The 25889-nt window shown below is 65.7% G+C and carries 30 protein-coding genes; 21 read left to right on the plus strand and 9 right to left on the minus strand.

The features are described from left to right. Positions 1–15: 15 nt before the first annotated feature. On the minus strand, positions 16–894 hold the full coding sequence (locus FB547_RS14985) for a CoA transferase (protein WP_145743483.1): 879 nt from the start codon (positions 892–894) through the stop codon (positions 16–18). A gap of 148 nt (positions 895–1042) precedes the next feature. Here FB547_RS14985 and FB547_RS14990 point away from each other — a divergent pair, with 148 nt between their 5' ends. Both FB547_RS14990 and FB547_RS14995 read left to right on the plus strand, forming a co-directional pair. Then, a complete protein-coding gene (locus FB547_RS14990; protein ID WP_145743485.1) occupies positions 1043–1945 on the plus strand; it encodes an SDR family oxidoreductase in 903 nt (300 codons plus the stop codon). 41 nt (positions 1946–1986) lie between these two features. After that, on the plus strand, positions 1987–2595 hold the full coding sequence (locus tag FB547_RS14995; protein WP_145743487.1) for a glutathione S-transferase: 609 nt from the start codon (positions 1987–1989) through the stop codon (positions 2593–2595). A 5-nt stretch (positions 2596–2600) separates the two neighbouring features. On the opposite strand, the gene FB547_RS15000 is transcribed toward FB547_RS14995, so the two are convergent. Together FB547_RS15000 and FB547_RS15005 are read right to left on the minus strand one after the other, a co-directional pair. Beyond that, positions 2601–2990 (minus strand): DUF488 domain-containing protein, encoded by a 390-nt coding sequence (locus FB547_RS15000; RefSeq protein WP_125965692.1) that lies wholly within the window; start codon positions 2988–2990, stop codon positions 2601–2603. A gap of 29 nt (positions 2991–3019) precedes the next feature. Next, the gene (locus tag FB547_RS15005; protein ID WP_145743489.1) at positions 3020–4879 is read right to left on the minus strand and encodes a PhoX family protein; all 1860 of its coding nucleotides are present in this window, start codon (positions 4877–4879) and stop codon (positions 3020–3022) included. Positions 4880–4972: 93 nt separating this feature from the next. On the opposite strand from FB547_RS15005, the gene FB547_RS15010 reads away from it, so the two are divergent. Together FB547_RS15010 and FB547_RS15015 are read left to right on the plus strand one after the other, a co-directional pair. Further along, positions 4973–5800 (plus strand): crotonase/enoyl-CoA hydratase family protein, encoded by an 828-nt coding sequence (locus tag FB547_RS15010; protein ID WP_145743491.1) that lies wholly within the window; start codon positions 4973–4975, stop codon positions 5798–5800. 257 nt (positions 5801–6057) lie between these two features. Continuing rightward, the gene (locus FB547_RS15015; RefSeq protein WP_145743494.1) at positions 6058–6369 is read left to right on the plus strand and encodes a hypothetical protein; all 312 of its coding nucleotides are present in this window, start codon (positions 6058–6060) and stop codon (positions 6367–6369) included. A 50-nt stretch (positions 6370–6419) separates the two neighbouring features. Here the strand turns inward: FB547_RS15015 and FB547_RS15020 are convergent, their stop codons facing one another. The 3 genes from FB547_RS15020 to FB547_RS15030 all read right to left on the minus strand — a co-directional run bounded on the left by FB547_RS15020 (position 6420) and on the right by FB547_RS15030 (position 9446). Further along, entirely contained in the window at positions 6420–7565 is a 1146-nt protein-coding gene (locus FB547_RS15020; protein ID WP_145743496.1) for a DSD1 family PLP-dependent enzyme, read from the minus strand. 82 nt (positions 7566–7647) lie between these two features. Beyond that, the gene (locus FB547_RS15025; protein ID WP_261380287.1) at positions 7648–7944 is read right to left on the minus strand and encodes a hypothetical protein; all 297 of its coding nucleotides are present in this window, start codon (positions 7942–7944) and stop codon (positions 7648–7650) included. 74 nt (positions 7945–8018) lie between these two features. Then, complete coding sequence (locus FB547_RS15030; protein WP_145743498.1) at positions 8019–9446, minus strand: amidase family protein; 1428 nt, start codon at positions 9444–9446, stop codon at positions 8019–8021. Between the two features lie 155 nt (positions 9447–9601). Here FB547_RS15030 and FB547_RS15035 point away from each other — a divergent pair, with 155 nt between their 5' ends. Genes FB547_RS15035 through FB547_RS15090 form a run of 12 tightly spaced genes read left to right on the plus strand, consistent with a single transcriptional unit; the run spans position 9602 to position 20573 of the window. Then, complete coding sequence (locus FB547_RS15035) at positions 9602–10594, plus strand: ABC transporter substrate-binding protein (RefSeq protein WP_261380288.1); 993 nt, start codon at positions 9602–9604, stop codon at positions 10592–10594. 14 nt (positions 10595–10608) lie between these two features. Next, positions 10609–11463 carry an ABC transporter ATP-binding protein gene (locus tag FB547_RS15040; protein ID WP_145743501.1) on the plus strand — a complete coding sequence of 285 codons (855 nt, stop codon included), beginning with the start codon at positions 10609–10611 and terminating at the stop codon, positions 11461–11463. After that, positions 11460–12218 (plus strand): ABC transporter permease, encoded by a 759-nt coding sequence (locus tag FB547_RS15045; RefSeq protein ID WP_145743503.1) that lies wholly within the window; start codon positions 11460–11462, stop codon positions 12216–12218. The genes FB547_RS15040 and FB547_RS15045 overlap by 4 nt, the downstream gene beginning before the upstream one ends. Further along, positions 12197–12955, plus strand: coding sequence for an ABC transporter permease (locus FB547_RS15050; protein ID WP_145743505.1), 759 nt, complete (start codon positions 12197–12199; stop codon positions 12953–12955). Before FB547_RS15045 ends, FB547_RS15050 begins: the two co-directional genes overlap by 22 nt. Positions 12956–12957: 2 nt before the next feature. Further along, positions 12958–13728: a class II aldolase/adducin family protein gene (locus tag FB547_RS15055; protein ID WP_145743507.1), complete on the plus strand. Its 771-nt coding sequence runs from the start codon at positions 12958–12960 to the stop codon at positions 13726–13728. Positions 13729–13773: 45 nt separating this feature from the next. After that, positions 13774–14613, plus strand: a complete 840-nt coding sequence (locus FB547_RS15060; RefSeq protein WP_145743509.1) for a TauD/TfdA dioxygenase family protein — start codon at positions 13774–13776, stop codon at positions 14611–14613. Between the two features lie 59 nt (positions 14614–14672). Continuing rightward, positions 14673–15419: a GntR family transcriptional regulator gene (locus FB547_RS15065; protein WP_261380289.1), complete on the plus strand. Its 747-nt coding sequence runs from the start codon at positions 14673–14675 to the stop codon at positions 15417–15419. 48 nt (positions 15420–15467) lie between these two features. Continuing rightward, positions 15468–16301, plus strand: a complete 834-nt coding sequence (locus FB547_RS15070; protein ID WP_145743511.1) for an SDR family oxidoreductase — start codon at positions 15468–15470, stop codon at positions 16299–16301. After that, a complete protein-coding gene (locus tag FB547_RS15075) occupies positions 16298–17473 on the plus strand; it encodes a pyridoxal phosphate-dependent aminotransferase (RefSeq protein ID WP_145743513.1) in 1176 nt (391 codons plus the stop codon). Before FB547_RS15070 ends, FB547_RS15075 begins: the two co-directional genes overlap by 4 nt. A gap of 9 nt (positions 17474–17482) precedes the next feature. After that, positions 17483–18364 carry an alpha/beta fold hydrolase gene (locus tag FB547_RS15080; RefSeq protein ID WP_145743515.1) on the plus strand — a complete coding sequence of 294 codons (882 nt, stop codon included), beginning with the start codon at positions 17483–17485 and terminating at the stop codon, positions 18362–18364. After that, positions 18364–19638 carry a hydantoinase/carbamoylase family amidase gene (locus FB547_RS15085; RefSeq protein ID WP_145743517.1) on the plus strand — a complete coding sequence of 425 codons (1275 nt, stop codon included), beginning with the start codon at positions 18364–18366 and terminating at the stop codon, positions 19636–19638. Before FB547_RS15080 ends, FB547_RS15085 begins: the two co-directional genes overlap by 1 nt. Further along, the gene (locus FB547_RS15090; protein WP_145743519.1) at positions 19635–20573 is read left to right on the plus strand and encodes a cupin domain-containing protein; all 939 of its coding nucleotides are present in this window, start codon (positions 19635–19637) and stop codon (positions 20571–20573) included. Before FB547_RS15085 ends, FB547_RS15090 begins: the two co-directional genes overlap by 4 nt. Before the next feature lie 29 nt (positions 20574–20602). Here FB547_RS15090 and FB547_RS15095 read toward each other — a convergent pair whose 3' ends face one another. Next, a complete protein-coding gene (locus FB547_RS15095; RefSeq protein ID WP_145743520.1) occupies positions 20603–20881 on the minus strand; it encodes a hypothetical protein in 279 nt (92 codons plus the stop codon). 169 nt (positions 20882–21050) lie between these two features. Then, the gene (locus FB547_RS15100; RefSeq protein WP_145743522.1) at positions 21051–21254 is read right to left on the minus strand and encodes a hypothetical protein; all 204 of its coding nucleotides are present in this window, start codon (positions 21252–21254) and stop codon (positions 21051–21053) included. A gap of 396 nt (positions 21255–21650) precedes the next feature. On the opposite strand from FB547_RS15100, the gene FB547_RS33320 reads away from it, so the two are divergent. The 5 genes from FB547_RS33320 (at position 21651) to FB547_RS15120 (ending at position 24735) form a co-directional block, all read left to right on the plus strand. After that, positions 21651–21788, plus strand: a complete 138-nt coding sequence (locus FB547_RS33320) for a hypothetical protein (protein ID WP_186454172.1) — start codon at positions 21651–21653, stop codon at positions 21786–21788. After that, a complete protein-coding gene (locus tag FB547_RS15105; RefSeq protein WP_145743524.1) occupies positions 21785–22099 on the plus strand; it encodes a hypothetical protein in 315 nt (104 codons plus the stop codon). Before FB547_RS33320 ends, FB547_RS15105 begins: the two co-directional genes overlap by 4 nt. Continuing rightward, positions 22066–22278 (plus strand): hypothetical protein, encoded by a 213-nt coding sequence (locus FB547_RS15110; protein ID WP_145743525.1) that lies wholly within the window; start codon positions 22066–22068, stop codon positions 22276–22278. Before FB547_RS15105 ends, FB547_RS15110 begins: the two co-directional genes overlap by 34 nt. Positions 22279–22832: 554 nt before the next feature. Continuing rightward, entirely contained in the window at positions 22833–24008 is a 1176-nt protein-coding gene (locus tag FB547_RS15115; protein ID WP_261380299.1) for a reverse transcriptase family protein, read from the plus strand. Beyond that, on the plus strand, positions 24001–24735 hold the full coding sequence (locus tag FB547_RS15120; RefSeq protein ID WP_145743529.1) for a retron Ec48 family effector membrane protein: 735 nt from the start codon (positions 24001–24003) through the stop codon (positions 24733–24735). Before FB547_RS15115 ends, FB547_RS15120 begins: the two co-directional genes overlap by 8 nt. Positions 24736–24988: 253 nt before the next feature. Here the strand turns inward: FB547_RS15120 and FB547_RS15125 are convergent, their stop codons facing one another. Further along, a complete protein-coding gene (locus tag FB547_RS15125) occupies positions 24989–25801 on the minus strand; it encodes a hypothetical protein (protein ID WP_145743530.1) in 813 nt (270 codons plus the stop codon). Positions 25802–25889: the final 88 nt, after the last annotated feature.

Consider the following 25889-nt stretch of genomic DNA (forward strand, 5'->3'; position numbering starts at 1 on the left):
TGGCCGGCCGCTGCGTCAGCCGGCCAGCGTGAGCAGCGGTACGTCGCGCTCGCGGCCCATGGCGTCGAGCTCGGCGCGCGTGCGCGTTGCGAGCCAGGCGGCCAGCGCGGTGTGCGTGGCCGGCGCCATCATGTCGGGCGGCGACACGCCCGCGGCCTCGCAGAGCCGGGCCGCGAAATGCGGCTCCAGCGCCGCCACCGCCACGCGGCCGTCGGCGCAGGGATAGACGCGGTAGCCCGCGTGCGCGCCGCCCACTGCGCCCGTGGGCTGCGTGAGGCCCCAGGTGCGCGGCAGCGCCAGCCAGTCGGCCGAGGCGTTGAGCGCCACTTCGAGGTACAGCCCGTTCGCGCCGGGCGCCGTTCGCGCGTGCAGGGTGGCCTGCAGCACGGCCTCGCTCGCGAGCAGCGCGCCGCCCATGTCGGCAAAGAGCGTGGGCGGCAGCTCGGTGCCGGTGACGAGGCCGCTTTCGGCGAGGTAGGTCAGGTCGTGGCCCGGTTCCTCGGCGCGTGCGCCGGGCGCACCGACGATCGCCACTTGCGACAGCCGGGGATGCTGCTCCTGCAGCGCGGCCCGGTCGAGGCCGAGCTTGGCCAAGGCCGAAGGACGGAACGAGGTCAGCAGCACGTCCGTCTGTGCGAGTTCCGCGTGCAGCTGCTGCCGTCCCGCCTCGGTCTTGAGGTCGGCGGTGCGAACGGCGACGCCCTCGTGCAGCGCGGCGTAAGCGGTCTTGTTGTAGTGCGCCATCGGGTCGCCGGCAGGCGGCTCGAGCTTCACGCAGATAGCCCCCATGGCCCGGCAGCGCAGCAGCGCCGCGGGTCCAGGAAGGTTGAGCGCAAGGCTCAGCACGCGCACGCCCGCAAGCGGCTGGAAGGGGGAGGCTTTGGAAGTTGGCATGGGCGGATTTCCAGGGAACAGGTCGGCTGCCATTCTGACTCGGCGCGGGGGGCCGGATTTCGCAAGCCGCGGCACGGCAGCGCGCGTAGCATGTGCGATGGCGGCGCTCCCTGCCTTGGCGCTGCCGCAACGACCAAGGAGACCCACCATGTTCGAACCTTCCCTCATGAGCGGCCAGCGCATTCTCGTGACCGGCGGCGGCACCGGCCTGGGCCGGGCCATGGCCGAGCGCTTTCTGGGCCTGGGCGCCGACGTGGCCATCTGCGGCCGGCGCCAGTCGGTCTGCGAGGAAACCGCGGCTGAGTGGCGCCAGCAGTTTCCCGGGCGCCGCATCGACACCTTCGGCGTGGACATCCGCGTGGCCCAGAGCGTCGACGAGATGGTCGAGAGCCTGTTCCAGAGCGGCGGGCTCACGGGACTCGTCAACAACGCCGCCGGCAACTTCGTCGCGCCGACCGAGAGCCTTTCGCCGCGCGCCTTCGATGCCATTGCGAACATCGTCTTCCATGGCAGCTTCTACGTCACGCAGGCCGTGGGCAAGCGCTGGGTGGCCGAGGCCAAGGCCGGCAAGTGGAAGCAGGGCGATGCGATGCGCAGCGTCATGAGCATCATCGTGACCTGGGTCGACAACGGCAGCCCCTACGTCGTGCCGTCGGCCATGAGCAAGGCCGGCATCGAGGTCATGACCAAGTCGCTCGCGGTGGAGTGGGCGCGCCATGGCATTCGCCTGAACGCCGTCGGGCCGGGCGAGATCCCGACCGAGGGCATGAGCAAGCGCCTCAATCCTGGCGAGGAGCCCGGCGCGCGCAGCAAGAAGAGCAACCCGATGGCGCGCACCGGCCGCATGAGCGAGCTGCAGAACCTCGCGGCCTTCCTCATGGCGCCCGGCCAGTGCGACTGGCTCACCGGCCAGAGCATCATGATGGACGGCGGCAACGCGTTGGCCACGGGCGGCAACTTCTACGAGCTGCGGCAATGGAGCGACGACGACTGGCAGGCCGCGCGCGAGCGCATCGAGGCGCAGAACCAGAAGGACAAGGCGCAGCGCTGACTGGCGTTATCGTTGCGGCCCATCCCTTAGGAAAAAACAAGATGCAACTCATCGGCATGCTCGACTCCCCCTACGTGCGCCGCGCGGCCATTTCGCTGCGCCTGCTGGGGCTTGCGTTCGAACACCGGTCGATCTCGGTCTTCAGCACTTTCGAACAGTTCCGGGCGATCAATCCCGTGGTCAAGGCGCCGACGCTGGTGTGCGACGACGGCACGCTGCTGATGGATTCCACGCTGATCATCGACCATGCGGAAACCATCGCGGGCCGCAGCCTCATGCCCGCGGGCGGCGCCGAGCGGCTGCGTGCGCTGCGGGTGCTGGGGCTCGCGCTCGCGGCCTGCGAGAAGACGGTGCAGATCGTCTACGAGCGCAAGCTGCGCCCGCCCGAGAAGCAGCATGCGCCCTGGGTCGACAGGGTGCGGGGCCAGCTGGCTGCCGCCTATGCGGGGCTCGAGGCCGAGATTGCGAAGCTGCCCGCGGTGGCCGATGAAGCCGCCCTTGGCCAGGCCGGGCTGACCAGCGCCGTGGCATGGGGCTTCACGCAAATGATGCTTCCCGAACTGGTCGCGCCAGCCGACTGCCCGTCGCTCGCAGCCTTTGCAGCCGCTGCGGAAAAACTGCCGGCCTTCGTCGCCCTGCCGCCGGTCTGAACGGATCAGTTCGCGATGTCCGCCCCGCGCTCGGCCAGCAGGCCGCGCAGCAGCGAGCGGTGGCAGCGCGATTCGTCCTCGCAGTAGCAGCCGACCGAAAACGCCGCCGTGTGTGACAGGGCGGCCAGCAGGTCGATGCTGCGGCTTGCATCGGCCTCGGCCATCTCGGACTTGTACTTGCGCATGAAGGCATTCCACTGCGCAGGGGTTTCCGCCTCCTGGCCCAGCTTCATGGTCTCCGCGGAAGGCGCGAGATTGGGGTACCACACGTCATACCAGTCCTGCGATGCGAACTCGGTCTTCGGAACGCCGCGCGGCGGACGGCGCACGGTGCCGATGCGCAGGCCCTCTCCGGCCGTGCGCGGCGTGCCCAGGCGAACGATGCGGATGCTCATGCAGGGTCTCCTTTCTCTCTCAGTTGGCTTCAGGTGCCGACGATAGCGCCATCGCGCCGGCGGATCGCAAGCGTGGCCGAGCGCGGCCGCGCGCTGCCGGGCACGGTGCCGTCGGGCCAGGCGCTGTTGGGTGCGGCGCTGCCGTCGTCGCGCGATTCGCCCGGGTGCTGGATGTTGACGAACAGCGTGCGCCGGTCGGGCGTCACCACGCAGCCCGTGACCTCGCTGCCACTCGGCGCCGTGAGAAAGCGCTTGATGCGGCCCGTGGCCGGATCGGCGCACAGCATCTGGTTGTTGCCGAGCGCGGCATAAGGCGGCTTGCCGATGAGCTGGCCGCTCATGTCGGTCTGGATCCAGAGCAGGCCGCCGCTGTCGAAATGCAGGCCGTCGGGGCTGCCGAAGACATCGGCGTCGTCCGATGGATAGCGCGCGCCGCTGCCCGCCTGCGCGGGATGGCCGGCCAGCGCGAAGTGGTCCCAGCCGAAGCTCGCGCTGCCGGCATCGCCGCCGTCCTCGCGCCAGCGCAGGATGCCGCCGAAGAGGTTGCCGGCACGCGGGTTGGCCGCATCGGGCGCGGGCTTGCCCGGTTCGCCGCGCTGGCTGTTGTTGGTGAGCGTGACGTACACCTCGCCGGTCTGCGGATGCACTGCGATCCATTCGGGGCGGTCCATCTTGGTGGCGCCCACTGCGTCGGCGGCCAGCCTGGCGTGGATCAGCACCTCGGCCTGGCCGGCGAAGCCGCTGTCCGCGTCGAGGCCGTTGCGGCCGTGCACGAGTTCGAGCCACTGGCCGCGGCCGCCGGCATCGAAGCGTGCGGCATAGAGCGTGCCTTCGTCGAGCAGGCGGCTGTTGGCGGAAGCCCGGGAGCCGTCGCCGGCCATCGAGACCTTGCCGTGGCTCACGAACTTGTAGATGTATTCGAACCTGGCGTCGTCGCCCATGTAGACGACGACACGCCCGTCCCTGGCGAGCGTGCAGGTCGCGCTTTCCTGGCGCTTGCGTCCGAGCGCGGTGCGCTTGACCGGTTTGGCCGCGGGATCGAAGGGATCGATTTCCACCACCCAGCCGAAGCGGTGGGGCTCGTTCGGATGCCGGCTCATGTCGAAGCGTTCCTCGAAGCGCCAGTACTCCACCCACTGCGAGCCCGGCACCGTGCCGTAGCGGCGCTGCGCGGACGTGGCGTCCTTTGCCGCTTCCTTCGGCCCGCCGAAGTAGCCGTGGAAGTTTTCTTCGCAGCTCAGGTAGGTGCCCCAGGGCGTGACGCCCATCGCGCAGTTGGCGAAGGTGCCGAGCACTTCGTCGCCGGCCGGATTGGCGGCGGTGCGCATCGGCGCCGCGCCCGCGGCGGGGCCGGCGATGCGCATGGGCGTCTGCCCGTGCACGCGCCGCGCGTAGGGCGAGGGCCGCACCTGGCGCCAGCCATCGCGCGTGCGGCGGATCTCGATGACCGAGACGCCCATCGCATGCAGCGACTTGCGCACCTTCTCGGCGATCCACTCCTTGCTGCCGTCGGCATGGAGCAGTTGCTCGTCGGTGTACTCGTGGTTCATCACGAGCAGGCCGCGGTCCGATGACGCGAGCGGAAAGAAGTGCATGCCATCGTGATGCATGCCGGCCTGCAGCGCCTGGTCGGCGGCGCTGTTGCTGCCGTCGGGCGCGAAGGCCGGCATGGGATGCTCCGCGATGCCGGTGGGCGTGCCCCAGGGATAGAGCAGCTGCCATTCGTATTCGGGCGGCACCACCACCGCATCGCGCAGCGACGCCGGCACCGCGGTGAAGCCGAGCACGGGCCCGCCCGGGCCGGCGGGCGCGCTGGTGCCCTGGGAATGGAGCAGCGCCACCACGGCGGCGGCACCCGATTGCAGAAAGATGCGGCGGTCCAGGGGCATGGGTCCAGGGGGTGTTGAGTAGGTGACAGGCGCCATCATCGCCGAGCGCCCGTGCCGGGCGATACTGGCGCGAAGACCGAAGGAGACACTGCCATGGCCGAGCGAATCGAATGGACCCGCCACCCCGACGGCGTGGTGCAACTCCAGCTTGCACGTGCGGACAAGATGAACGCGCTCGATCCCGCGATGTTCGATGCGCTGATCGAAGCGGGCGAGGCCCTGCGCGAAGACGCGGCGGTGCGCGCGGTGGTCATTTCCGGCCAGGGCAAGGCGTTCTGCGCGGGGCTGGACATGGCCTCCTTCGAGCGCATGGGGCAGGGGGCCGCCAGCGCGGTGCTGGGCGCGGCCGCGGGCGGCACCGACCTGTCCGCGCGCACGCACGGCATCTCGAACGCGGCGCAGTACGTGGCCATGGCCTGGCGCGAGGTGCCGGTGCCCGTCATTGCCGCCGTGCACGGCGTGGCTTTCGGCGGCGGCCTCCAGGTGGCGCTGGGGGCCGACATCCGCATCGTGGCGCCCGACACCAAGCTGTCGGTGATGGAAATCAAGTGGGGCCTGGTGCCCGACATGGGCGGCATGGTGCTGATGCGCGAACTCGCGCGCAGCGACGTGGTGCGCGAACTCACCTTCACGGGCCGCATCTTCTCGGGCGAGGAAGCCCTGCAGCTCGGCTTTGCCACGCGGCTGGCGGCCGATCCGCTCGCCGAGGCGCTTCAGATGGCGCACGGCATCGCGGTCAAGAGCCCCGACGCCATCCGGGCGGGCAAGCGCCTGCTCAATGCGGCGCTGTCGCACAGCGCGGCCGAGCTGCTGATCGCCGAATCGGTGGAGCAGCAGGCCTTGATCGGAAGCGCGAACCAGAAGGAGGCCGTGCAGGCCAACATCGAGCGGCGGCCGCCGCGATTCAGCTCGCCGGCCTGAGCCCCGTCCCAGGGAGGACCCCCAAAGGCCGGATTCCGGTCTTTTTTTTGCCTTTTTGGTGCAGAAAACAAGCAAATCGACACACCCAGCCGGCGGTATGTAAGAATTAAGTATCCTTGTAGGTGTGCGATCTCCACCACAAAGCTTCACTTTGTGTGAGGAAGGTCACGTCTCGCAAAGGAAAAAGGGCCGGGAAAGGTGGATGTCTTGGTCACATTCCCTAACAATTAATCCTTTTGATTGCGACGGCGCTCTGCATGTCGACCACTTTTTTCTGCAACCTCAGTTTGCCCGTGCTGGTGGGCGAGGATCGCTACAGGTACTTGCCCGTCGTCGCGGTGTTCCGCAGCATTCCGTTCGACCAGGTGGACGAGTGGGTGATGCATCCCGACGGCCAGCCGCGCAGCGATCGCGAATTGGCGGCAGAAGTGCTGGTGGAAATCCGCGAGCCGGCCGGCGGGAGCGTACGCAATGCGCCGCACTCCTTGGAGGTGGCCGATGTCCTCCAGTTGGACCGTGCGGCCGCCATCGTCGTAGCGACCTTTCTTGCAGCCTTGCCGCGCGCCTGACGAGCGCGGGAAACCGGCCGCACGCCCCGCCGCGACCCTGATGCGGGTTTTCAGTGCCTGCCGCGCGCATCCACCGGCCAGATCGCGACCAGCGTGTCGCCGTCGACCACATGGTAGGCGTCGTGCAGGTTGACGGTCGGGTCGCAATGCGGCGTGATGAACTCCACCCGGTCGCCGAGCGCGGGCCGCTGCCCGGCGCAGAACAGCTTGCCGTGCTCGTCGCCGAAGAAAGCGTAGCGGCTCGCCGGATCGGCACCGCGTGCCACCAGCGGCACGCCGCAGTCGGTGGCAAAGCACTTGGTGCCGCCGTCCACGGTGACCCATTCCGCCGCATTGGTGCTCACCACCGCCGTCTGGACGAACAGCGACACCTCGAACGGTGAAGGCTGCCCCGGGCTGCCCTGCAGCACCTGCGCATATTCCGCGTCCATGAACACGTAGGAGCCGGCCTGCAATTCGGTGAAGGCGTCCCGCTGCGCGTCGAGGTCGTGCGTGCCGGTACCCGCGCCCGTGACGATCTCGAAGTGAATGCCGCTGCGCTCGGCGTCCGCGACGATGCGCGCGATGGCTTCGCGCAGGCCGGCCGCGGCGGCGCTGCGCTGCTGCCGGTCGACGATGTGCTGCAGGTTGCCGGCGTAGGCCTGCAGCCCGCGCAGCTTCAGGCGCGGCTCGGCCGCAATGCAGCGCGCGAGCTCGAGCACCTGCGCCTCGCTGGCCGCGCCCGTGCGGTTGTAGCCGGCGCCGTAGTCGACCAGCACTTCGAGAGGATGCGGCAGGCCGAGCGTGGCGGCGGCCAGGTCGGCGGCATTGCGCGGGTCGTCCACCACCACCATCATTCCGCCGGGGCCGGCCAGCCTGGCCAGCCTGACCACGCGCGCGATCTTGCTCGGCGTGACGGCCGGCGAGGTGATCAGCACGTCCGGAATGCCGGCCTTGACCATGACCTCGGCCTCGCCCAGCGTGACGCAGCTCACGCCGATGGCACCCGCGGCCACCTGGCGGCGCGCGATCTCCACCGACTTGTGCGTTTTCACATGCGGCCGCAGGCCGACGCCGCGCGCCTTGGCAAAGGCGGCCATGCGCTCGATGTTGCGCGTCAGCGCGCCAAGATCGAGCAGCAGCGCCGGCGTGTCGAGCGACTGCCGGCCGCCGGCAATTCCGATCAGCGGTTTGTTGACTTGCGAATCAGGAAGCATGGGAAACCTTTGCGGGGGCGCGCGCCGGCGCGATGAACGAATGGCGAAATGATCGCACCGAAAGGGCTTCGGCGATGCGTCGTCAGTCGTCGCGAGCCGGCAGCCGGTGCGCCGGGCGCCGCAGCGCCAGCCACCAGAAGAGTCCCGCGTTGACGGCCCAGCCTCCGGTCAGCAGGAGCAGTGCGGTCCGCGCCACGCCCGGCGCAAGGTCGAGCGTCAGCAGGGCGAGCGACCATGGCAGGGCCCCGGCGATCGCCACCAGCATGGCCATCTCGCTGTCCGGAAAGGCCTCGCTCGAAACAACGCACACCACGCCCGCGGCCGTATAGGCGAGCGCGCCGACGCGCCACCAGGAAGGAAAGATCGGTCGGGTGTCCATGGTGTGCATGGTGCAACGATTGCAGAGGGCGCAGGCATGCCGCGACAGCCGCCCGCGCGAAGCGATGTAAGCCTTCAGGCGATGGCGGGCGCCACCGGCGCGGGTGGAAGAACGGCTTCGATGGCGAGCGCCAGCGCGAGCAGCGCACTGTCCGATCCGGCCGGGCCTGTCAGTTCCATTCCCGCGGGCAGGCCGCCGCGCGCGAGGCCCATCGGCAGGCTCAGCGCGGGCAGTCCCGCCATGCCGGCCGGACCGGTATTGCGGATGTAGGCGGAGAAGGCCGATACCGGCCGGCCGCACAGCATGACCTCCACGTCTTCGCCGATGCGCGCCGCGCAGAGCGGGCTGGTCGGGAACACCAGCGCGGCGATGGCGTTCTGCGCGAAGCAGCGGCGATACGCCTCCTGCATGCGCGGGCGCAGCACCCCGAGCGCGTGGCGGTAGGCCGGCGTGCCGATCGCGCCCGGTCCGAACAGGCGCTCGAACAGCGGCCGGACGTCGGGGCTCACGACGGCATCGGCGAGTGCGCGGGCATCGAAGGGGCGCTCGTGGCGCGCGAAGTAGGCCTGCAGCGCAGGCAGGATCTCGTAGAGAGAGATCGACATGGAGCCCTGCTGGAACAGCGCGCCGGCTTCGCCCAGATCGCAGGGCACCAGCACCGCGCCAGCGCTGCGTAGCCGCTCGAGCGCGTCCTGCGCCAGTGCAGCCACCGGCGGATCGATCTCGTCCCAGAAGTAGCGCTGCGGCACGCCCAGGCGCACGCCAGCGAGCGGCGCCGGCGCCAGCCGGAGGGGGCCATCGGCGATGGCATGGTCGATCAGCACGCAGTCGTCCACGTTGCGCGCCATGGCGCCTGCGGTGTCGAAGGTGGGCGAGATCGGCACAAGTCCGTCCCCAGGCCAGCGGCCGATGGTGGGCCTGAAGCCGACCAGGCCGCACAGCGCGGCGGGCACCCGGACCGAGCCGCCCGTGTCCGTGCCGATGGCCGCGGGAACGGCGCGCATGCCGAGCAATGTTGCGTTGCCACCGCTCGAGCCGCCTGAAATGCGCGAGGGATCGAAGGGGTTGCGCGACGGGCCGAACGCGTGGTTGTGGCCGGTGACGCCTTGCGACCACTCGTGCAGATTCGTCTTGCCAAGCACCAGCGCACCCGCAGCCAGCAGGCGCTGCGTCACGCCCGCCGCGCGGCGCGGACGGTGGTCCGCCATCCACGGGCTGCCGGCGGTGGTGGGAAAGCCGACCACGTCGATGTTGTCCTTGAACGCGAGCGGCACGCCATGCAGAGCGCGCGCGCCGGCGGCAGGCCGGGGCGCTGCGTCGAGCGCCAAGGCCTCACTGCGAAGGCGCTGCGCGTCCTGGTGCAGCAGGCCACCGAGGGAGGCGGCTGCGGTACTGCGCCGCAGCAGCGCATCCACATAGTCTGCGGTGCGGAGCTCGCCTCGCGCCATCTGCTCCGCGGCTTCGCGGGCGGAGAGATCGGTGAGCGCATGGATTCGGTTCATGGAGGATTCAAATTGGGGCAGAGGCCATGCGGGAGTGCATGTTCCGGGCCAATTCGCCGCCCCGGAGGCTGTAAAACCGCCTGAAATGACGTGGCATGGATACTGCTTAAATAGTTTTTTGTATCCATGAGGCCTTCCACGTGTCTTTCAAGTCCTTGCGTTTCCTGACTCTCGCCGCAGCGTCGATGGCGCTTCTTGCGAGCCTGCCGGCATCCGCTGCGGAGAAGGTGTCGCTGCGCCTCAAATGGCTGGCGCAGGCGCAGTTCGCCGGCTTCTACGTGGCCAAGGCCAAGGGCTTCTACGACCAGGGTGGCCTCGACCTGACGATCAATCCGGGCGGGCCCAATCTCAACGTCGAGACCCTCGTCGCTTCGGGCAACGACACCTTCGGCCTCGCCGGCGGCACGGAGACGGTGCTGCTGGCGCGCGAGAAAGGCCTGCCGCTGGTGTGCATCGGCGTCACGGTGCAGACCACGCCCTTCACCTATGTCACCTACAAGGATTCGGGCATCACCCAGGTGAAGGACTTCGCGGGCAAGAAGGTGGCCACGTGGTTCACCGGCACGCAGTACACGCTCTATTCGATGCTCGCTTCGGCCGGCATGAAGCAGGGCGACCTGACCATCGTGCCGCAGTCGGGCTCGATGGCGCCTTTCGTCGAGAAGCAGTTCGACGTGGCCGCCGCCACCTACTACAACGAACTCAACGTGCTCAAGGCGCAGGGCCTGGGCGACAAGCTCACGCTCATCAAGCCCGATGACTACGGCGTGATCGTGCAGCAGGACACGGTGCTCGTGTCCGAGAAATACCGCAACGAAAAGCCGCAGCAGGTGCAGGCCTTCATGAACGCGACCATCAAGGGCTGGAAGTACGCGCTGCAGAACAAGAAGGAAGCCATCGACATCGTCATGGCCGCATCGCCCAGCCTGAACCGCGCGCACCAGGAAGCGATGCTCGACGAGTTCGAGAAGCTCGTGAAGGCCGGCAAGGGCACGACCGACGGCATCCTCGCCATCGACCTGCCGACGGTCGAGAAGATGCAGACCCAGTTGGTGGGCTACAAGGCGCTGAAGGCGCCGGCCGACCTGTCGAAGGCCTACGACCCGAGCTTCTGGACGCAGGTGCCGGCCACCGACAAGAAGTTCTGAGCCGCCGCACGATCATGAAGTTCATGCCTCACGAAGTGATGCCGCCCGCCGCCGCAGGCACGGCCGCACCGCCGATGCTCGAACTCGTCAACGTGTGGAAGCGCTTCGGCGACGGCCAGGCGCAGACGGTGGCGGTGTCCGGCGTCGACCTGCGGATCGCGAAGAGCGAGTTCGTCACGCTCGTGGGCCCTTCGGGTTGCGGCAAGTCGACGCTCTTCAACATGATTGCGGGGCTGCTGCCGCCCGACGACGACGGATCTCTGCTGTTCGGCGGCACGCCGCAGCGCGACGGCCAGCTGCTGGGCAAGGTGTCGTTCATGCCGCAGCGCGACCTGCTGTTTCCGTGGCGCACCGTGCTGGACAACGCCATCCTCGCGCTCGAAGTGGAGGGCGTGCCGCGCAAGGAGGCGCGCGAGCGTGCGCGCGCCATGCTGCCGGAGTTCGGCCTCACCGGTTTTGCCGACCACTACCCGCACCAGCTCTCGGGCGGCATGCGCCAGCGCGTGGCGCTGATGCGCACCTTCCTGTTCGAGCGCGATCTGCTGCTGCTCGACGAGCCCTTCGGTGCGCTCGACGCGCTCACGCGCAGCCGCATGCAGCACTGGCTGCTCGAGATCTGGGCGCGCCATCGCCGCACGGTGCTCTTCATCACGCACGACATCGACGAAGCCATCGTGCTCGGCGACAAGGTGCTGGTGATGACGGCGCGGCCCGGCACGGTCAAGAGCGAGACGGTGGTCGACCTGCCGCGCCCGCGCGATCCGTCGATCGTGCTGTCGCCGGAGTTCATCGGCCTCAAGCAGCGCCTGCTCGCGGAGATCGAGGAGGAAAGCCGCAAGACCTTCGCCCAGGAGGAGCGCGCCTCGTGAGCTTGCCGATGCAACGCATGCTGCGCTCGCCCGTGCTGGCCTTCGTCGGGCTCGCTGTCGTCTGGGAGATTGCGGTGCATGCCTTCGCGCCTTCGCCTCGCTACCTGCCGGCGCTGAGCGCGATTGCGCAGGACGCGTGGTCGGTGTGGCCGCAGCTCCTGCGCGGCTTTGGCCGCACGCTGCTCGAAACCGTGCTGGGCTTCGCGATGGGCGCGGTGTTCGGCTGCCTCTGCGGCACCGTGTTCACCTACTCGCGCTGGATGGAGCGTTCGGTGTTTCCGCTGTTCGTGGTGTCCCAGACCGTGCCGGTGGTGGCCTTCGGTGCGTTGATCGTCATCTGGTTCGGCAACTCGCTGCTTGCCAAGGTGATGACCGCGTTCTTCCTCACCTTCTTCCCGGTGACGGTGAACACCTTGCGCGGCCTCAAGTCGTGCGACCCGCAGCGCATTGCGCTGATGAAGAGTTTTGGCGCCGGTCGCTTCGTCATGTTCTTCAAGCTGGCCGTGCCCTCGGCGCTGCCGCAGATCATGGTGGGCCTGCGCGTGGCCATCGGCCTGAGCCTGATCGGCTCGGTGGTGGGCGAATGGTTCGGCGAGACCGTGGGCCTGGGCGTGATGCTGATGGAGGCGATGAACGCCGACCTGGTGCTGCGCCTGTGGGTCGTGATGTTTGCCTGCGGGCTGATGGGGGCGCTGCTCTACGGCGCGCTCACTTTCGTGGAAAGGAGGCTCGTATGGTGGCGCAGCGAAAGCTGAGCGCATCGCCCGTGGTGCCGGTGGTGCTGAGCATCATCGTGCTGCTCGCGGTGTGGGAAGGCGCGATCCTGCTCTTCAGGATTCCGCCCTTCGTGCTGCCGAGCCTGGGCGCGATCGTGCAGCATGCCTTCACCGACACCGGCCGTCTCATGGCGGCGTTGCTGGCCACGCTCGGCGAGGCGCTTGGCGGCTATGCACTGGGCAGCGTGCTCGGCCTGCTGGTGGCGGTGGCGCTGCTGCTCGCGCCGCCGCTCGAGCGCGTCGTGATGCCGCTGGCCGTGGCCGTGAACGCGGTGCCGACGGTGGCCTATGCGCCGCTGTTCCTGATCTGGTTCGGGCTCGGCGCCGCATCGAAGATCGCTTTGGTGGCACTGGCCGTCGGCTTCACGATGCTGGTCAATGCGCTGCACGGACTCAAGCAGGCCGACCTGGCCGCCGTGAACCTGATGCGCAGCTTCGGCGCGGGGCCGCTCAAGATCGTGTGGCGGCTGCGCCTGCCGGTGGCGATGCCGTCGGTGGTCACGGCGCTGCGCATCGGCGTGCCGCGCAGCATGATCGTGGCCATCGTCGGCGAGATGCTCGGCGCCTATGCGGGGCTCGGGCGAATGATCTATGAATCGACCCAGCAGGTCGACCTGCTGAGCGTGTGGTCGGCGGTGCTGGTCGCTTCGGTGGCGAGCATGGTGTTCTACGGCGTGCTCGTCTGGATCGATCAGAAACTGGTGTGGTGGCGTTGATGATGACGAAGACGAATCCCGCGGCCTATCCGGCGACCGAAGCCGCGCTGCGCGTGCAGCTCGCGGCCTGCTACCGGCTGGTGGCGCACTTCGGCATGGACGACCTCATCTACAACCACATCTCGGCGCGCGTGCCGGGGCCGGCGCATCACTTTCTCATCAATCCCTACGGGCTGCTGTTCTCGGAAGTGACCGCTTCATCATTGGTGAAGATCGATCTCGACGGCAACAAGGTGGACGATACCGATGCAGAGGTCAACCAGGCCGGCTTCGTGATCCACAGCGCCATCCACGCGGGACGGCCCGACGCGCTGTGCGTGCTGCACACCCACTCCGAGGCCGGCACCGCGATCGCGGCGATGCCCAACGGCCTGGCACCGCTGAGCCAGTTCGCGATGCGCTACCAGGGCCACACGGCCTTCCACGACTACGAAGGCGTGGCGCTGGAGACCGGAGAGCGCGAGCGGCTGGTACGCGACCTGGGCCCGCACAGCACGCTGGTGCTGCGCAACCACGGCATCCTGACCGTGGGCCGCACGATCCCCGAGGCCTTCATCCTCATGTACTACTTCGAGAAGGCGGCCAAGGTGCAGCTGCTGGCCCAGGGCGGACTCGCGCCCGGCGAAGCGCTGGTGCTTCCGCAGCCCGAGGTGAGTGCGCTGGCCGCGCGCCAGTTCACCGAATTTGCCGGCGACATCCTGCCGCCCGGCACGCGCGAATGGCCTGCGTTCCTGCGCATGCTGGAGCGCACCCAGCCGGACTACAAGCTCTGAGGCTTGCTTCATTTTTTCTTCAATCCCGCAGACACGTTTCCTCCCATGCAACTCGAGAATCTCACCTCATTCATCGGCACCGAAGTGAAGGGCATCGACCTGCGCGAGCCGGTGAGCGACAGCGACTTTGCCGTGCTGCGCGATGCGCTCAACCAGCGATCGCTGCTGCTGTTCCGCGGCCAGCGCATCAACGAATCGCAGCACGTCGCGTTCTCGCGCCGCTTCGGCCCGCTGCTGGGCCATGTGCTCACCCAGTTCCTGAAGAAGGAGCATCCCGAGGTGTACGTGCTGTCCAACGTGTCGGAGAACGGCAAGCCCATCGGCAACCACAAGGAGGGCTGGAACTGGCATTCCGACCTCTCGTACAAGGCCGAGCCCTCGATGGGCGCACTGCTCTACGCGCTCGAAGTGCCGCCCGTGGAAGGCGACACCTTCTTCGCCTCGATGCATGCCGCCTACGACGCGCTCGACGACGGCATGAAGGCGCGCATCCGCCACCTCACGGCCACGCACAGCTACGCCAACTACTATGGCAAGGCCTTTGCAGACCGCAACCCGCTCACGCCCGAGCAGCTCGCCGCCACGCCCGACGTGGTGCATCCGCTGGTGCGCACCCATCCCGAGACGGGCCGCCTGTCGCTCTACGTGGGCGAGGACGTCGTCAAGCAGATCGACGGCTTGCCCTCGGAAGAAAGCGCCGCGCTGCTGGCCGAGCTCAATGCCCACGCCATCTCGCCCGAGTTCAGCTATCGCCACAAGTGGCTCGCCGGCGACCTGCTGATCTGGGACAACCGCTGCACCATGCACCGCGCCACACCCTACGACGACACGGCCTACCGCCGCGTGATGCACCGCACCACCGTGGCTGGCGACCGTCCCTTCTGACGCCGGCGATGGCAAGCGGTCCGGCGGCATCTCCCGACGACAACCACAAGAAAGAAGACATGAGCAGCATGGAACCCGACGAATCCGATACCACCCAGCCCGCGGCGCTGCGCGGCCGCGACCGGCAGCGCGTGAAGGGCGGCGCCACGCTGTCCGACGAGCTCAAGGACACGCTCGAAGACCTGATCGTGAGCGGCGTGCTCAAGCCCGGAACGCGGCTCGACGAGGCCGAGCTGTCGGAGCGCTTCAAGGTGTCGCGCACGCCCGTGCGCGAGGCGCTCAAGGCGCTGGCCGCCACCGGCCTGGTGGACCTGCGCAGCCGGCAAGGCGGCGTGTGCGTGGCGCGCATCTCGCTGCCGATGCTGATCGAGATGTTCCAGATGATGGCCGTGATGGAAGGCCTGTGCGCCAAGTTCGCGGCGCGCCGCGCCACCGAGGCGCAGAAGGCGCGCATGGGCGGGCTGCACGACGAGCTCACGAGCATTCTTGCTTCGGGCGACCACTCGCGCTTCTACGACGTGAACCAGGATTTCCACGACGCGCTGTACGAGGCCTCCAACACCCACTACCTGGCCGAGCAGACGCGCGCACTGAGAAAGCGCGTGCGCGTCTACCGGCGCTACGTGACCTTCCAGCCCGGCCGCATGACGGCCACCATCGGCGAGCACGGTGCCATCCTCGACGCGATCCGCCGAAACGATCCGAAGTCCGCATTCAACGCCGCCATCGATCACGTGAGCCTGCTCGAGGACGACATCGTCGACCTGATCGCGGCGCTGTCCGAGCAGGACGCCGGCGCGAGCTGACCCACCTCTCCAACCTATTTCCCCGATCGCATCCCAGGACCCGAACCCATGAAACTCGAACTCGAAGGCAAGACCGTTCTCATCACCGGCGCCTCCAAGGGCATTGGCCTTGCAGCCGCGCACGCATTCGCCGCCGAAGGCTGCCACCTGCACCTGGCCGCGCGCGACGGCGTCGCGCTCGCGGCCGCGAAGGAAGAGATCGAGAAGATCTATCCGATCAACGTGAAGGTCCATCCCATGGACCTGGCGGCGGCCGGCGCCATGAACCAGCTCGCCGAGGCGGCAGGCCACGTCGACATTCTCGTGAACAATGCGGGCGACATTCCCTCGGGCCCGATCGAGTCGCTCGACTTCGCGGCCGTGCGGCGCGGCTTCCAGCTCAAGGTGCTGGGCTACATGGAATTGAGCCAGATCTACTACGCACGGATGAAGGCCGCGGGCGGCGGCGTCATCGTCAACGACATCGGCAATTCCGGCGAGAACTGGGACGCCAACTACATCGCCGGCTCCACCGGCAATGCCGCCGTCATGGCCTTCACCCGCGCGCTCGGCGGCGTGAGTCTGGACGACGGCATCCGCGTGGTGGGCGTGAACCCCGGCCCGGTGGCGACCGACCGCATGGTCAAGCTCATGAAGCGCCGCGCGCTCGACACCCATGGCGACGAAGGCCGCTGGGAAGAGCTGTTCGACAACTACCCCGGCGGCCGACCGGCCACGCCCGAGGAAGTCGCGGAACTGATGGTGTTCCTGGCTTCGCCGCGCGCGGGCTACATCACCGGCACGGTGGTGACCATCGACGGCGGCATTGCGGCACGCGGCTCGATCATCAAGACCAGCAGGAAGGTGATCGAGGCCGAGCAGGCCCGGAGGATTGCGGCATGAATGCGGCGCTGAACCCCGTGGCGGTCGTGCCTTCGGTGACCAGCGATGCGGAAACCCGCAACCAGTACTTCGACCGCCTGTTCACCAACCCGGACCTGATGTGGCTGGGCCAGAACACCAACCACTTTCCGCTGCATCCCGCCGTGCGCAAGGCGCTGCACGACGCCATCGACGACGAGAGTTTTCACGCCTATGCGCCGCCGCTGGGCATGGAAGCGCTGCGCGCAGCCATCGTGGCCGACCTGGGCGTGCCGGATCAATCGGCGGTGGTGACCGACGGCGCGGTGTCTGCGCTGGCGCTGGCCTGCCGTGCCTTTTGCAAGGAAGGCAGGGGCTTCGTCACCACCGACCCCGGCTGGAAATGGCCGCTGCAGTTTGCGGCCAAGGCCGGCTCTGTGGTGACCGAGATTCCGATCTACGGGCCCGAGTACGGCTTCAAGCTCTCGGCCGACGCGCTCGCTGCATCGACCGACGAGAACACCGCGGTCATCTACCTGGTGGACCCGAACAACCCGCTCGGCACCACCTACACCGAAGACGAGATCCGTGCGTTTGCAATGCGTGCTCGAGAAGTCGGCGCCGTGCTGATCCACGACTGCACCTACCGCGACTTCGCCGACAGCCATACGCTGGCTTCGCGCTTCTATCCCGAAGGCACGGTGACCATCGTGAGCTTCTCGAAGTGGCTGGGCCTGGCCGGACTGCGGCTGGGCGCGCTCGTCGCCTCGCCCGAATTGCTCGCACGCATCCTGCCGCACTCGCAGGCGCCGCTGGGCGCCAGCGTGCTCGCGCAGCACGCGGCCATCGCAGGCCTTGCCGTGAAGGATGAGTGGATGGCCGATGTCATTGCGCAGCAGCGCGAGAACCAGCGGATGATCGTCGAGGCCTTCGCAAAACTGCCGGGCTTCGAGGTGCCGGTGTTCCCGTCGCAGGCCAACTTCATCGTGGTCGAGTGCAGCGGCGCAGGCGTGACGCCCGAGGCGCTGGTCACCGCGCTGGGCGAGCACGACATCATGGTGCGCCAAGGCACGTACCACACGCCGCGCTTCGGCCATCGCTTCGTGAAGATCTCGACCACCGTGCCCAAGGCATGGGCGCAGGCCTTGTGCGACGTGCTGCCGCAAGCCGTGGAGCGTGCGCGCAGCCTGCCCGCCACCGCGGCGCTTTTCTGAGGGGACGCCATGAGCTTCGCCACCACCGCGGACGGTCTCCGCCTGTACTACGAAACCGCCGGCAGCGGCACACCCATCGTGTTCGTGCACGAGTTCGGCGGCGACCATCGCAGCTGGGAGCCGCAGATGCGCTACTTCTCGCGCCGCCACCAGTGCGTGACCTTCGGCGCGCGCGGCTACCCGCCCTCGGACGTGCCGAAGGACATGGAAAGCTACTCGCAGGCCATTGCCGCGGACGACATCGCCGCCGTCATGAATGCGCTGCAACTGCCGCGCGCGCACATCGTCGGCCTTTCGATGGGCGGCTTCGCGACGCTGCACTTCGGCCTGCGCCACAGCGGGCGCGCGGCGTCGCTGGTGATTGCCGGCGCGGGCTACGGCGCCGAGAAGGAACACGAAGAATATTTCCGCGGCGTCTCGCTGGAAGTGGCGAAGCAGTTCGAACTGCAGGGCGCGGAGCGTTTCGCACGCACCTATTCGCTCGGCGCGAGCCGCGTGCAGTTCCAGAACAAGGACCCGCGCGGCTGGCAGGAATTTGCGACCTGGCTCGGTCAGCACGACGCGGTCGGTTCGGCCAACACCATGCGCGGCGTGCAGGCGCGGCGTCCGTCGATCTACGACCTGGAGGCTGAGCTGCGCGCAATGGGCGCGCCTTCGCTGGTGGTAGTCGGTGACGAGGACGATCACTGCCTGCAGCCCGGCATCTTCCTCAAGAAGACCATTCCGGCCTGCGGTCTGGCCGTGATGCCGAAGACCGGCCACACGCTCAACCTGGAGGAGCCGGCCGCGTTCAACGGCTTGCTGGCGGAGTTCTTCGCGCAGGTCGAGGCCGGCCAGTGGAAGCCGCGCGATCCGCGCGCTCTGCCCAGCCAGATCATGAAGACCGACTGATGGCGCAGGCAACGTCGCAGCAGGCACCGGCCGCGTGCCGCGTCAATGCCGACCGTCTCTGGCAGCGGCTCATGGCGCTCGCGCGCTGTGGCGCCACCGCCGGGGGCGGCGTCGATCGGCAGGCGCTCAGCGCGGAAGAGGTCGAGTCCTGGCACGTGATGATCGGCTGGGCCCGGGCGGCGGGACTGGAACCCGCGACCGATGCAGCGGGCAATCTCTTCATTGCGCTGCCCGGCCTCGATCGAGAGGCGCCGCCGGTGCTCGCGGGCAGCCATCTCGACAGCCAGCCCGGCGGCGGCCGCTTCGACGGCGTGTACGGCGTGCTCGCGGCGCTCGAGGTGCTGACCGTGCTCGCGGAGCAGGGCGTCCGTCCGCCGATGGACATCGCCTGCGTGGCGTGGATGAACGAAGAGGGTTCGCGCTTCGCGCCCGGCATGATGGGCTCCGAAGCTTTCGCTGGCGTCCGCACCCTCGAGGCCGTGCGCGCGGCGCGCGATGCCGACGGCGTCCCGGTGGCCGAGGCACTCGATGCCTTGCATGCTGCGTTCCCGTCGCTGCGGCGCAGGCCGCTTGGCTTTCCGTTGAAGGCCTATTTGGAAGCGCACATCGAGCAGGGCCCGGTGCTCGAGGCGGAAGGCCGGGTGATCGGCGTCGTCACCGGCATCCAGGGCAAGAAGACATTCGACGTCGTGATCGATGGCGAGCGGGGCCACGCGGGCACGCTCGACATGGCCGGCCGGCGCGACGCGCTCGCCGCCTTCGCGCGCATCGCAGCGGCGTGCTACAGCGAGATCGGCGGGCACGACGATGCGGTGAAGTTCACCATCGGACGGCTCCAGGTCGAGCCGAATGCGCCCTCGGTGGTGCCCGAGCGCGTCACGCTGCGCATCGATCTGCGCCATCCCGACAACGGCGTACTCGACCTGCTGGGCCAGCGGCTGGTCGCGCTCTGCGGCATGCATGCCGCGCCTTGCAGGGCCACGGCGACCCGGCTGGTCGATGCGCCATCCAATGCCTTCGATCCCGCGCTGCAGGCGGCCATTGCAGCCGCGGCGCAACAGCTTGGGGAACCGCACATGCCCATTCTTTCCGCCGCGGGCCACGACGCGCGCCATATGGCGGCGCTGTGCCCGAGCGCGATGATCTTCATTCCCTGCCGCGGCGGCGTGAGCCATGCGGAGCACGAGTGGGCCGAGCCGGCGCATGCGGCGGCCGGTGCCGATGTGCTGCTGCGCGTGCTGCTGCCGTTTGCGGGTTGCGGGGAGGGCGCTTGAAGAGGAACGAGCCGATCACCGACATGGCGGACCTGCCGGCGCAGCGGCCCTCGGTGCCCGCGACCGCTGCGCAGGCCCGGGCACGCTACTTCAACTCCGGCAATGCATTCAACGTGAAGCTGCCCGAAGTGCCCGCACGGCTCTTCGCGCCACCGCACGCAGATGCGTTCGGCGTTTTCGATTGCGACCAGTCCGAAGCGATGGGCTGCGGATTTGCGGCCACCACGCCGCTCATGCTCGCGCGCTACATGCGCGTTGCGCCCGGCGAGGCGCTGCCGCTCGATGTGGACGCCACCGGCTCGGTCTGGTACGTGATTTCAGGGAGCGGGGAGCTTGGCGGCATGGCCGAAGATCTTGCATTCGGCGCGGGCGACGTGTTCCTGCTGCCCGCGGCACAGGGCTATCGGCTCAGCGCCGGTCCCGCAGGCGCATTGCTGTGGACCGTGGGCAACGAGCCGCAGTTGGCCTTCGACGGGTCGCAGCCACCTGCGGCTTCGAGCGCGCCTATCGATGCAGTGCACTATCCCGCCGACGAGATTGAACGGCAGTTCGAGCTGATCTTCTCGATGGCCACGGGCGATGCAACCTCGGGCCGCGCGCTGATTTTTTCGTCCGACCGGCAGGAGGCCGCACGCAACCTGACGCCCACGCTGACCTTGAGCTTCAACACCCTGGAGCCGCATACGCACCAGCGATCGCACCGCCACAATTCCGCGGCCGTCACGCTGGTGGTGCGGGGCGAGGCATGCCATTCGATGGTCGGCGGAGTGCATTGCCCATGGATGCCATGGGCGACCCTTGTCACGCCACCGGGCGCGCCGCATTCGCATCACAACGCGGGCATGAAAGGCGCGCGCTTCCTGATCGTGCAGGACGGCGGATTGCACTATCACGCGCGGACCATGGGCTTCGAGTTCCTGGAGGCCGTGGCCTAGGCGAGCGCGGCCCGCACCGGGCCAGGCGATCAACCGGTCGGGTTGTGCGGGGAAGGAAGCGCGAAGGTGACCGAAGGCAGATCGGGACGCGGCCCGTAGGTCGATCCGAAGTAGCGCGCGGCAGCGCGTCCCAGATTCGTGATCTCGTGCACCGTTGCGCAGGGTGGCACCGGGCCTTGCTGCGGCGAGAACGCCACCTTGATGTATCCGGCATCCCGCAGGTCCTTGAGCCGGTCTATCTCAGACGGACTGTAGAACCGCGTTGGCAGCCGCGTCATGAGGATCTGCTTGAAAAGCGCATGCGCCACGTTACGTCTCCCGACCTGAGGGTGATTGGGGTGACAAGGGCGCGCATCGTCCCGCGTGCCGGTCCGGTTCCGGAAGATACCCCGGTCGACGCTGCCTATCGATTCCACGTTCGGCATAGGCCTGGGCATGCGGGTAGCGGGGAGCCGGCCCTCGAAAGCAGCCTTCTTCCTAGCGGGATCTGGGTGGGCTGGCGTTCTCCTGGGCCGGCGCCACGGCGCCGCTTGCAGGAACGTTGCCCGGCCCTTTCGATGGATCGGTGATGCCGTAGAAGAAAAGCACCGCCACGACGATGACCGCAATGACGGCCAGCAGGATCCACATCAGCCGGCGGCCGATGTCGCCTTGCTTGTGGTGCTCTTGTTTGGTAGCCATGGAACAGAGCCTGAACCCGCAAGGCGACGGTGCCATGTCGTTTTGGCGCCTCTTGCTGACGGTGGATTTCCTACGTTGCCTCGCGTCGGGGGAGCGTGGGACCACGGAGCAACAAAATGGCCCGGAGGGGATCGAACACCGGGCTGGATACGAATGGAACTGGGATTTCTGAGTTTTGGCGGAGAAAGGTACCGACAAAAATACCTGCAAAATGAACGGCGTGCAAGAGTGCTGCGTCCGCTTCCAGTTTGAATCTCACGGCCGTGGCCTTATTCAGCTTACCTGGGAAGACGCCTGCATCGCCGCGGGCCATGCGTTCGGCGTGGGCTTCGGCACCATCGCGAGCTGCTGCTGCAGCCGCAGCTCGCGGCGCAGTCGGCCTGCTGGTTCTTCGCCGTGTTCAAGGACTGCTTGCGAGCGGCCGAGCCGGGTGATGTTTACGGCGTGACCGCCCGCGTCAACGATCCGGTGCGCCTGAAGCTCGCGGAGCGCAAGGCAATCACGGCGCGTGCCTACAAGGTGCTGAGCCAATGAAGTTCCTCGACATCGTGCCTTCGTGGCTCTGCGCTACTGCTCGCGCTGGCGCTTGCTGTGGCGGGCGTGGAGCGCACGCAAGTGCTCAAGGCAAGGGCCGATGTGTCCAAGGCGCAGAAAGCCCCTCCGATGAAAAGCTCGACTGTCACGCCGAGAACACCCGCCATGCGCTGGCCGCGCTCGAAGACCTGCAGCGCGTGCTCGCGATGCAGGCGGCCCACGCCAAAGCCCAAAAGGAAAACGTCGATGCCTATGAAAAAGAAACTAGCCTTGCTCGATGGCCGTCGCCGCGCTGCTGCTGGCGATGCTGAGCGGATGCGCAAGCAGCTTGCTGCCTTCGCCGCCCGTGATCGGGACCAAGCCGCAAGCGACCCCGCTGCCTGCCTCCTTATCGCGGATCGATCCGCTGTCCTGGGAGGCCTGGCTGCGCGAGGTCGAGAGCTACTTGAGCGAGGTCGACTCGTTGTTGAGCAGCGAGATGCCGAAATAGGGGCGTTGTTGGGTACGTCAAGAATGATCGAGCGCTGATGGCGCCATAGCGGCGAGGGGCCGCAAGCTTGGCTGATCGGCACTTCGCGGACACGACTCGCGAGTGCAAGTCGCAGGGTGTTCGGTCGCGCGGACATGCGAGCCCGATGCGCTTCACCGCAATGCTCGACAACGGGCTTGTTGCGAAAATCGCACTATATGGAGACAACTTTTAACCCAACCGCCACTGTGGTAGCATTTTGTAATGCGCAGGCGTCTCGCCTGTTTGCCGCACTCGACATGCAAAGTTGTTAGATAAGAGTCTGGAAGCAGACGTCAGTCTATGAAGTTCATAGTCTGGCTTGAGGGGTGAGGGGGGTTACCATCCGTCCCTTCGTCCCGAAGAGAGTTAGTCGCAGGGTTTGGCCATGATGGGTATGGCAGTAGCTGACGACTTGTCGAGGTAAGCAGCATGCCCATCAGCACCCTATGGTATGGGTTGGCCAAGCCACTATGATCTACTTGCATCTGTAGGGACGGGTTTTGACGCAGCCGCAGCGATTCGACCCAATAAAGGTGTCAGCGGAGTCAATAGCAACTATTGACTCACTTTGCGGGGCGCTAGGTATCGGCGCCGCTGAGCTCGCCCAAGCTCGAGGCCTGGCCCCATCTGAACGGTACATTCAGAAAGAGCTGCCCAAAAAAGACGGCTCAACTCGAATAGTCCACAATCCGCACTATCTTGTGCGGAGAATTCAGCGTCGGATCAACAGGCGAATATTTTCCAACCCCAGTGTCATAAGTTGGCCCGATCACATATTTGGGTCAATTCCCAACGATGACACCTATGAGTCCTTGGTGTATGAGAAGGACTACGTGAACTGCGCAAGGCAGCATTGTGGGGCGAAAAGTATCTTATCAATAGATATCAAGGACTTTTTCGACAATATTCATCGAGATCAAGTTTCTCGAATTTTCAAAAACTTCCTTCATTACTCTGATGTGGTTGCAGAGGCGCTTACCGACATTTGCTGCAAAGATGCCAGCATTGTTCAAGGTGCGCTAACGTCAAGCTACCTTGCAACATTGTGCCTATTTCGAGAGGAAGGCGCGTTGGTTAAGCGATTGGGCTATAAGGGGCTGGTCTATACAAGGCTGGTCGATGATATAACCATCTCTTCAAAAATTTCAAATTACGATTTCTCGTACGCTCTTGGGCAGGCGGTTCAGATGCTTAGCGAAGCCGATCTTCCGCTTAATGCAAAGAAAACCAGAATCCAATACGCTTCCATGAAGCCTTTAATGGTGCATGGCCTTCGTGTGGATTTTCAGCAGCCGAGATTGCCACCGGAAGAGGCCAAAAGAATCCGAGCGGCTGTCAAAAATCTTGAATTGCTTGCCGCGAGTCCTGGCTACAGAGCGTCTAGGGCGTATCGAAAAGATTTTAATCGCTGCATGGGACGGGTTAATAAGCTGCGACGTGTGGAGCACAATCAACACCCAGTGCTTATTGCGCGACTCCGAAAGATTCTTCCATTGCCCTCACATTCCGATATTGTGAGGGCTGAACAAATAATCCAAAGACTCAAAAAAGATATGAGTCGGCCAAACTATCAGGGAAGTTTTTGGTTTCATAAGCGGTGCCATGTCGCGGCTGAACGCTTAGGGATTTTGGGGCGTTCCTTTCCGAAAAAGGCGAAAGAGCTCCGCGAGCAATTGAAACTAATTCGGCCGTCAACTGGGTATGAATAAGCTAAAAAAGCTCATCGCGAATCAGTCTCCCAGTGTTGTGGTGCTGGGTTTATTGATTGCAATAATTTTAATTGGCGGTTTGCTGTTGTCGGCCGCGGTGATTGTCGCGACTTCCTTTGAGAAGGAATTGTTTAGGGCGCCATTTTGCTTATCAAATGCTTGCGTCGCTGCCTATCTGGAATCAACTGGTCAAGGTTTTTTGATTGCAAAAGCGACGTTTGACATTGGGGTTGCAATCGCAACAATTGGTGGTATTTTTGTTGCCTTGGTCAGTTACTTTACGACATCGAATAACACCGCTCTAACGAATCACATAGAGCATCTAAAAGTATTTGGTGAATATTTGGTTGCTGAAATAAATAAGCGCGATAGACTCTCCGGCCAGAACATCGATACCCTGTTATTGTATGGAACGATCTTCAGCCAATCGAGAGTTGGGAAAACCACGGTTTCAGAAGAGTATAAGCAGTTTATTGAGACGCTAAACTTACTCATACAAGAATCAAATGAGCGCTCTGTCGTAGGGACTCCGGGAGGCTTTAGCTATATGGATCATCAGCGGAGAATAAAAGATCACATGGCCAAGGCTGGCATTGCGATGTATATGGCCCCGCGTAATGACTACTTTGAAATGGAGACGCAATTGTTTTCTCTGCTAAATAGGATTAGCCAATCTTTTTGCCCACCTAAAGCCGTTCCTCATTTGATTAAGAGCTCTTATTACTAGACATGGCCTCGGCAAGTTGTTTTTGGAGTTGGCGTGAAGGGAGATAAAGAGCTGGTACCGGCGACTGAGACTTCTGTGCGCTCGCGCAATATCTTGACGGGTCTGATGCCGCGATAGACGATCTGTTCGGTCTTTAGCGCTGGGACGGTCCACCGCTCGCCAGGCATCACTTTGTAGTCGCCCGGAGACAGCGGCAGCTCGCGGTCTTCGTAGCTGCCAACCACGATGGCATGCTGAATCGCTCCGGGGCGATTCAATCTTGGTCTGGACTTACAACCAACCAAGCCATAGCCCCAGCCTTCCCTTCGCCCTTATATAGGCGACGGTCTTCGGACGGGGAACACCCAAACTCCAGCCATTTCACAAGTTCCGCTTCACTGATTTTGTAACCACGCCGATCGTCCCCGCCCAGTCCGGTGTGAACTTCAAAGTCTTCGCTGTTGACGGAGGCAATCTGGAGGTAGCGGGTGCCATCGGCGGAATAAAAAATGTAGCCCTGCTCAAAACCGTAGGCTGGCGGCGTGTCCAACGCCCAGGCCGTGTATGGCTTCTTCTGCTTCACGAAAGTGCGCATGGTCACCCCCAATGTCCCCCAATGGTGGCGTTCGATGCGATAGCTCCACCCAACGAAGAGCGCGGCCGGATCCGGGATCTGCTGCGACCGGCTCCGCTTCTTGGTGGAACTTTCTGGAGTGGGTGTTTCGCCCAATTCGGCCCCAGCCGAGAGTTTGGTCACATCGTCCATGCGGGGCACAGGCATCAGCGATAACGCATGCCCTGATGCTTCTTGGCAGGCTGCAGCGTAAAGAGAAAGAAATGCGCTCTCGTAAAACACCATCGTTGTGCTTGCGGAGAAGCCGCTTTCTTTGTTCTTGCCGTAGAGAAGGCCAGCTTCGGTCAGCCGGGTGTAGCTCTTGATCTCTCCGCTTCCAGTGCTCGATCTGTATTCGACCTCTTCTGCCAATCCCATCTGGATCAGGATCGCGTAAAGCGCATTTACGTTGAGTAAGGCGTTGATGCCCTGAAGTAATTCCTTGGCGGAAGCAGTTCTCATGTTGGGAGTCATGGGTAAAAGTAGGCGGTATGAAGCCCGCCGGGCCTAGTCGCGGAGATCGCTGATGAATGTTTGGTCCTACTCTGTGGCAGGCTCATGC

The sequence above is a fragment of the Variovorax beijingensis genome (genome assembly GCF_007828835.1).
Lineage (GTDB): Bacteria > Pseudomonadota > Gammaproteobacteria > Burkholderiales > Burkholderiaceae_C > Variovorax > Variovorax beijingensis_A.

Excerpts from the sequence above, each read along its gene's own strand:
- FB547_RS14985 (WP_145743483.1), bottom strand. The coding sequence starts at position 894 with ATGCCAACTTCCAAAGCCTCCCCCTTCCAGCCGCTTGCGGGCGTGCGC.
- FB547_RS14990 (WP_145743485.1), top strand. The coding sequence starts at position 1,043 with ATGTTCGAACCTTCCCTCATGAGCGGCCAGCGCATTCTCGTGACCGGC.
- FB547_RS14995 (WP_145743487.1), top strand. The coding sequence starts at position 1,987 with ATGCAACTCATCGGCATGCTCGACTCCCCCTACGTGCGCCGCGCGGCC.
- FB547_RS15000 (WP_125965692.1), bottom strand. The coding sequence starts at position 2,990 with ATGAGCATCCGCATCGTTCGCCTGGGCACGCCGCGCACGGCCGGAGAG.
- FB547_RS15005 (WP_145743489.1), bottom strand. The coding sequence starts at position 4,879 with ATGCCCCTGGACCGCCGCATCTTTCTGCAATCGGGTGCCGCCGCCGTG.
- FB547_RS15010 (WP_145743491.1), top strand. The coding sequence starts at position 4,973 with ATGGCCGAGCGAATCGAATGGACCCGCCACCCCGACGGCGTGGTGCAA.
- FB547_RS15015 (WP_145743494.1), top strand. The coding sequence starts at position 6,058 with ATGTCGACCACTTTTTTCTGCAACCTCAGTTTGCCCGTGCTGGTGGGC.
- FB547_RS15020 (WP_145743496.1), bottom strand. The coding sequence starts at position 7,565 with ATGCTTCCTGATTCGCAAGTCAACAAACCGCTGATCGGAATTGCCGGC.
- FB547_RS15025 (WP_261380287.1), bottom strand. The coding sequence starts at position 7,944 with ATGGACACCCGACCGATCTTTCCTTCCTGGTGGCGCGTCGGCGCGCTC.
- FB547_RS15030 (WP_145743498.1), bottom strand. The coding sequence starts at position 9,446 with ATGAACCGAATCCATGCGCTCACCGATCTCTCCGCCCGCGAAGCCGCG.
- FB547_RS15040 (WP_145743501.1), top strand. The coding sequence starts at position 10,609 with ATGAAGTTCATGCCTCACGAAGTGATGCCGCCCGCCGCCGCAGGCACG.
- FB547_RS15050 (WP_145743505.1), top strand. The coding sequence starts at position 12,197 with ATGGTGGCGCAGCGAAAGCTGAGCGCATCGCCCGTGGTGCCGGTGGTG.
- FB547_RS15055 (WP_145743507.1), top strand. The coding sequence starts at position 12,958 with ATGACGAAGACGAATCCCGCGGCCTATCCGGCGACCGAAGCCGCGCTG.
- FB547_RS15060 (WP_145743509.1), top strand. The coding sequence starts at position 13,774 with ATGCAACTCGAGAATCTCACCTCATTCATCGGCACCGAAGTGAAGGGC.
- FB547_RS15065 (WP_261380289.1), top strand. The coding sequence starts at position 14,673 with ATGAGCAGCATGGAACCCGACGAATCCGATACCACCCAGCCCGCGGCG.
- FB547_RS15070 (WP_145743511.1), top strand. The coding sequence starts at position 15,468 with ATGAAACTCGAACTCGAAGGCAAGACCGTTCTCATCACCGGCGCCTCC.
- FB547_RS15075 (WP_145743513.1), top strand. The coding sequence starts at position 16,298 with ATGAATGCGGCGCTGAACCCCGTGGCGGTCGTGCCTTCGGTGACCAGC.
- FB547_RS15080 (WP_145743515.1), top strand. The coding sequence starts at position 17,483 with ATGAGCTTCGCCACCACCGCGGACGGTCTCCGCCTGTACTACGAAACC.
- FB547_RS15085 (WP_145743517.1), top strand. The coding sequence starts at position 18,364 with ATGGCGCAGGCAACGTCGCAGCAGGCACCGGCCGCGTGCCGCGTCAAT.
- FB547_RS15100 (WP_145743522.1), bottom strand. The coding sequence starts at position 21,254 with ATGGCTACCAAACAAGAGCACCACAAGCAAGGCGACATCGGCCGCCGG.
- FB547_RS15105 (WP_145743524.1), top strand. The coding sequence starts at position 21,785 with ATGAAGTTCCTCGACATCGTGCCTTCGTGGCTCTGCGCTACTGCTCGC.
- FB547_RS15110 (WP_145743525.1), top strand. The coding sequence starts at position 22,066 with ATGGCCGTCGCCGCGCTGCTGCTGGCGATGCTGAGCGGATGCGCAAGC.
- FB547_RS15120 (WP_145743529.1), top strand. The coding sequence starts at position 24,001 with ATGAATAAGCTAAAAAAGCTCATCGCGAATCAGTCTCCCAGTGTTGTG.
- FB547_RS15125 (WP_145743530.1), bottom strand. The coding sequence starts at position 25,801 with ATGACTCCCAACATGAGAACTGCTTCCGCCAAGGAATTACTTCAGGGC.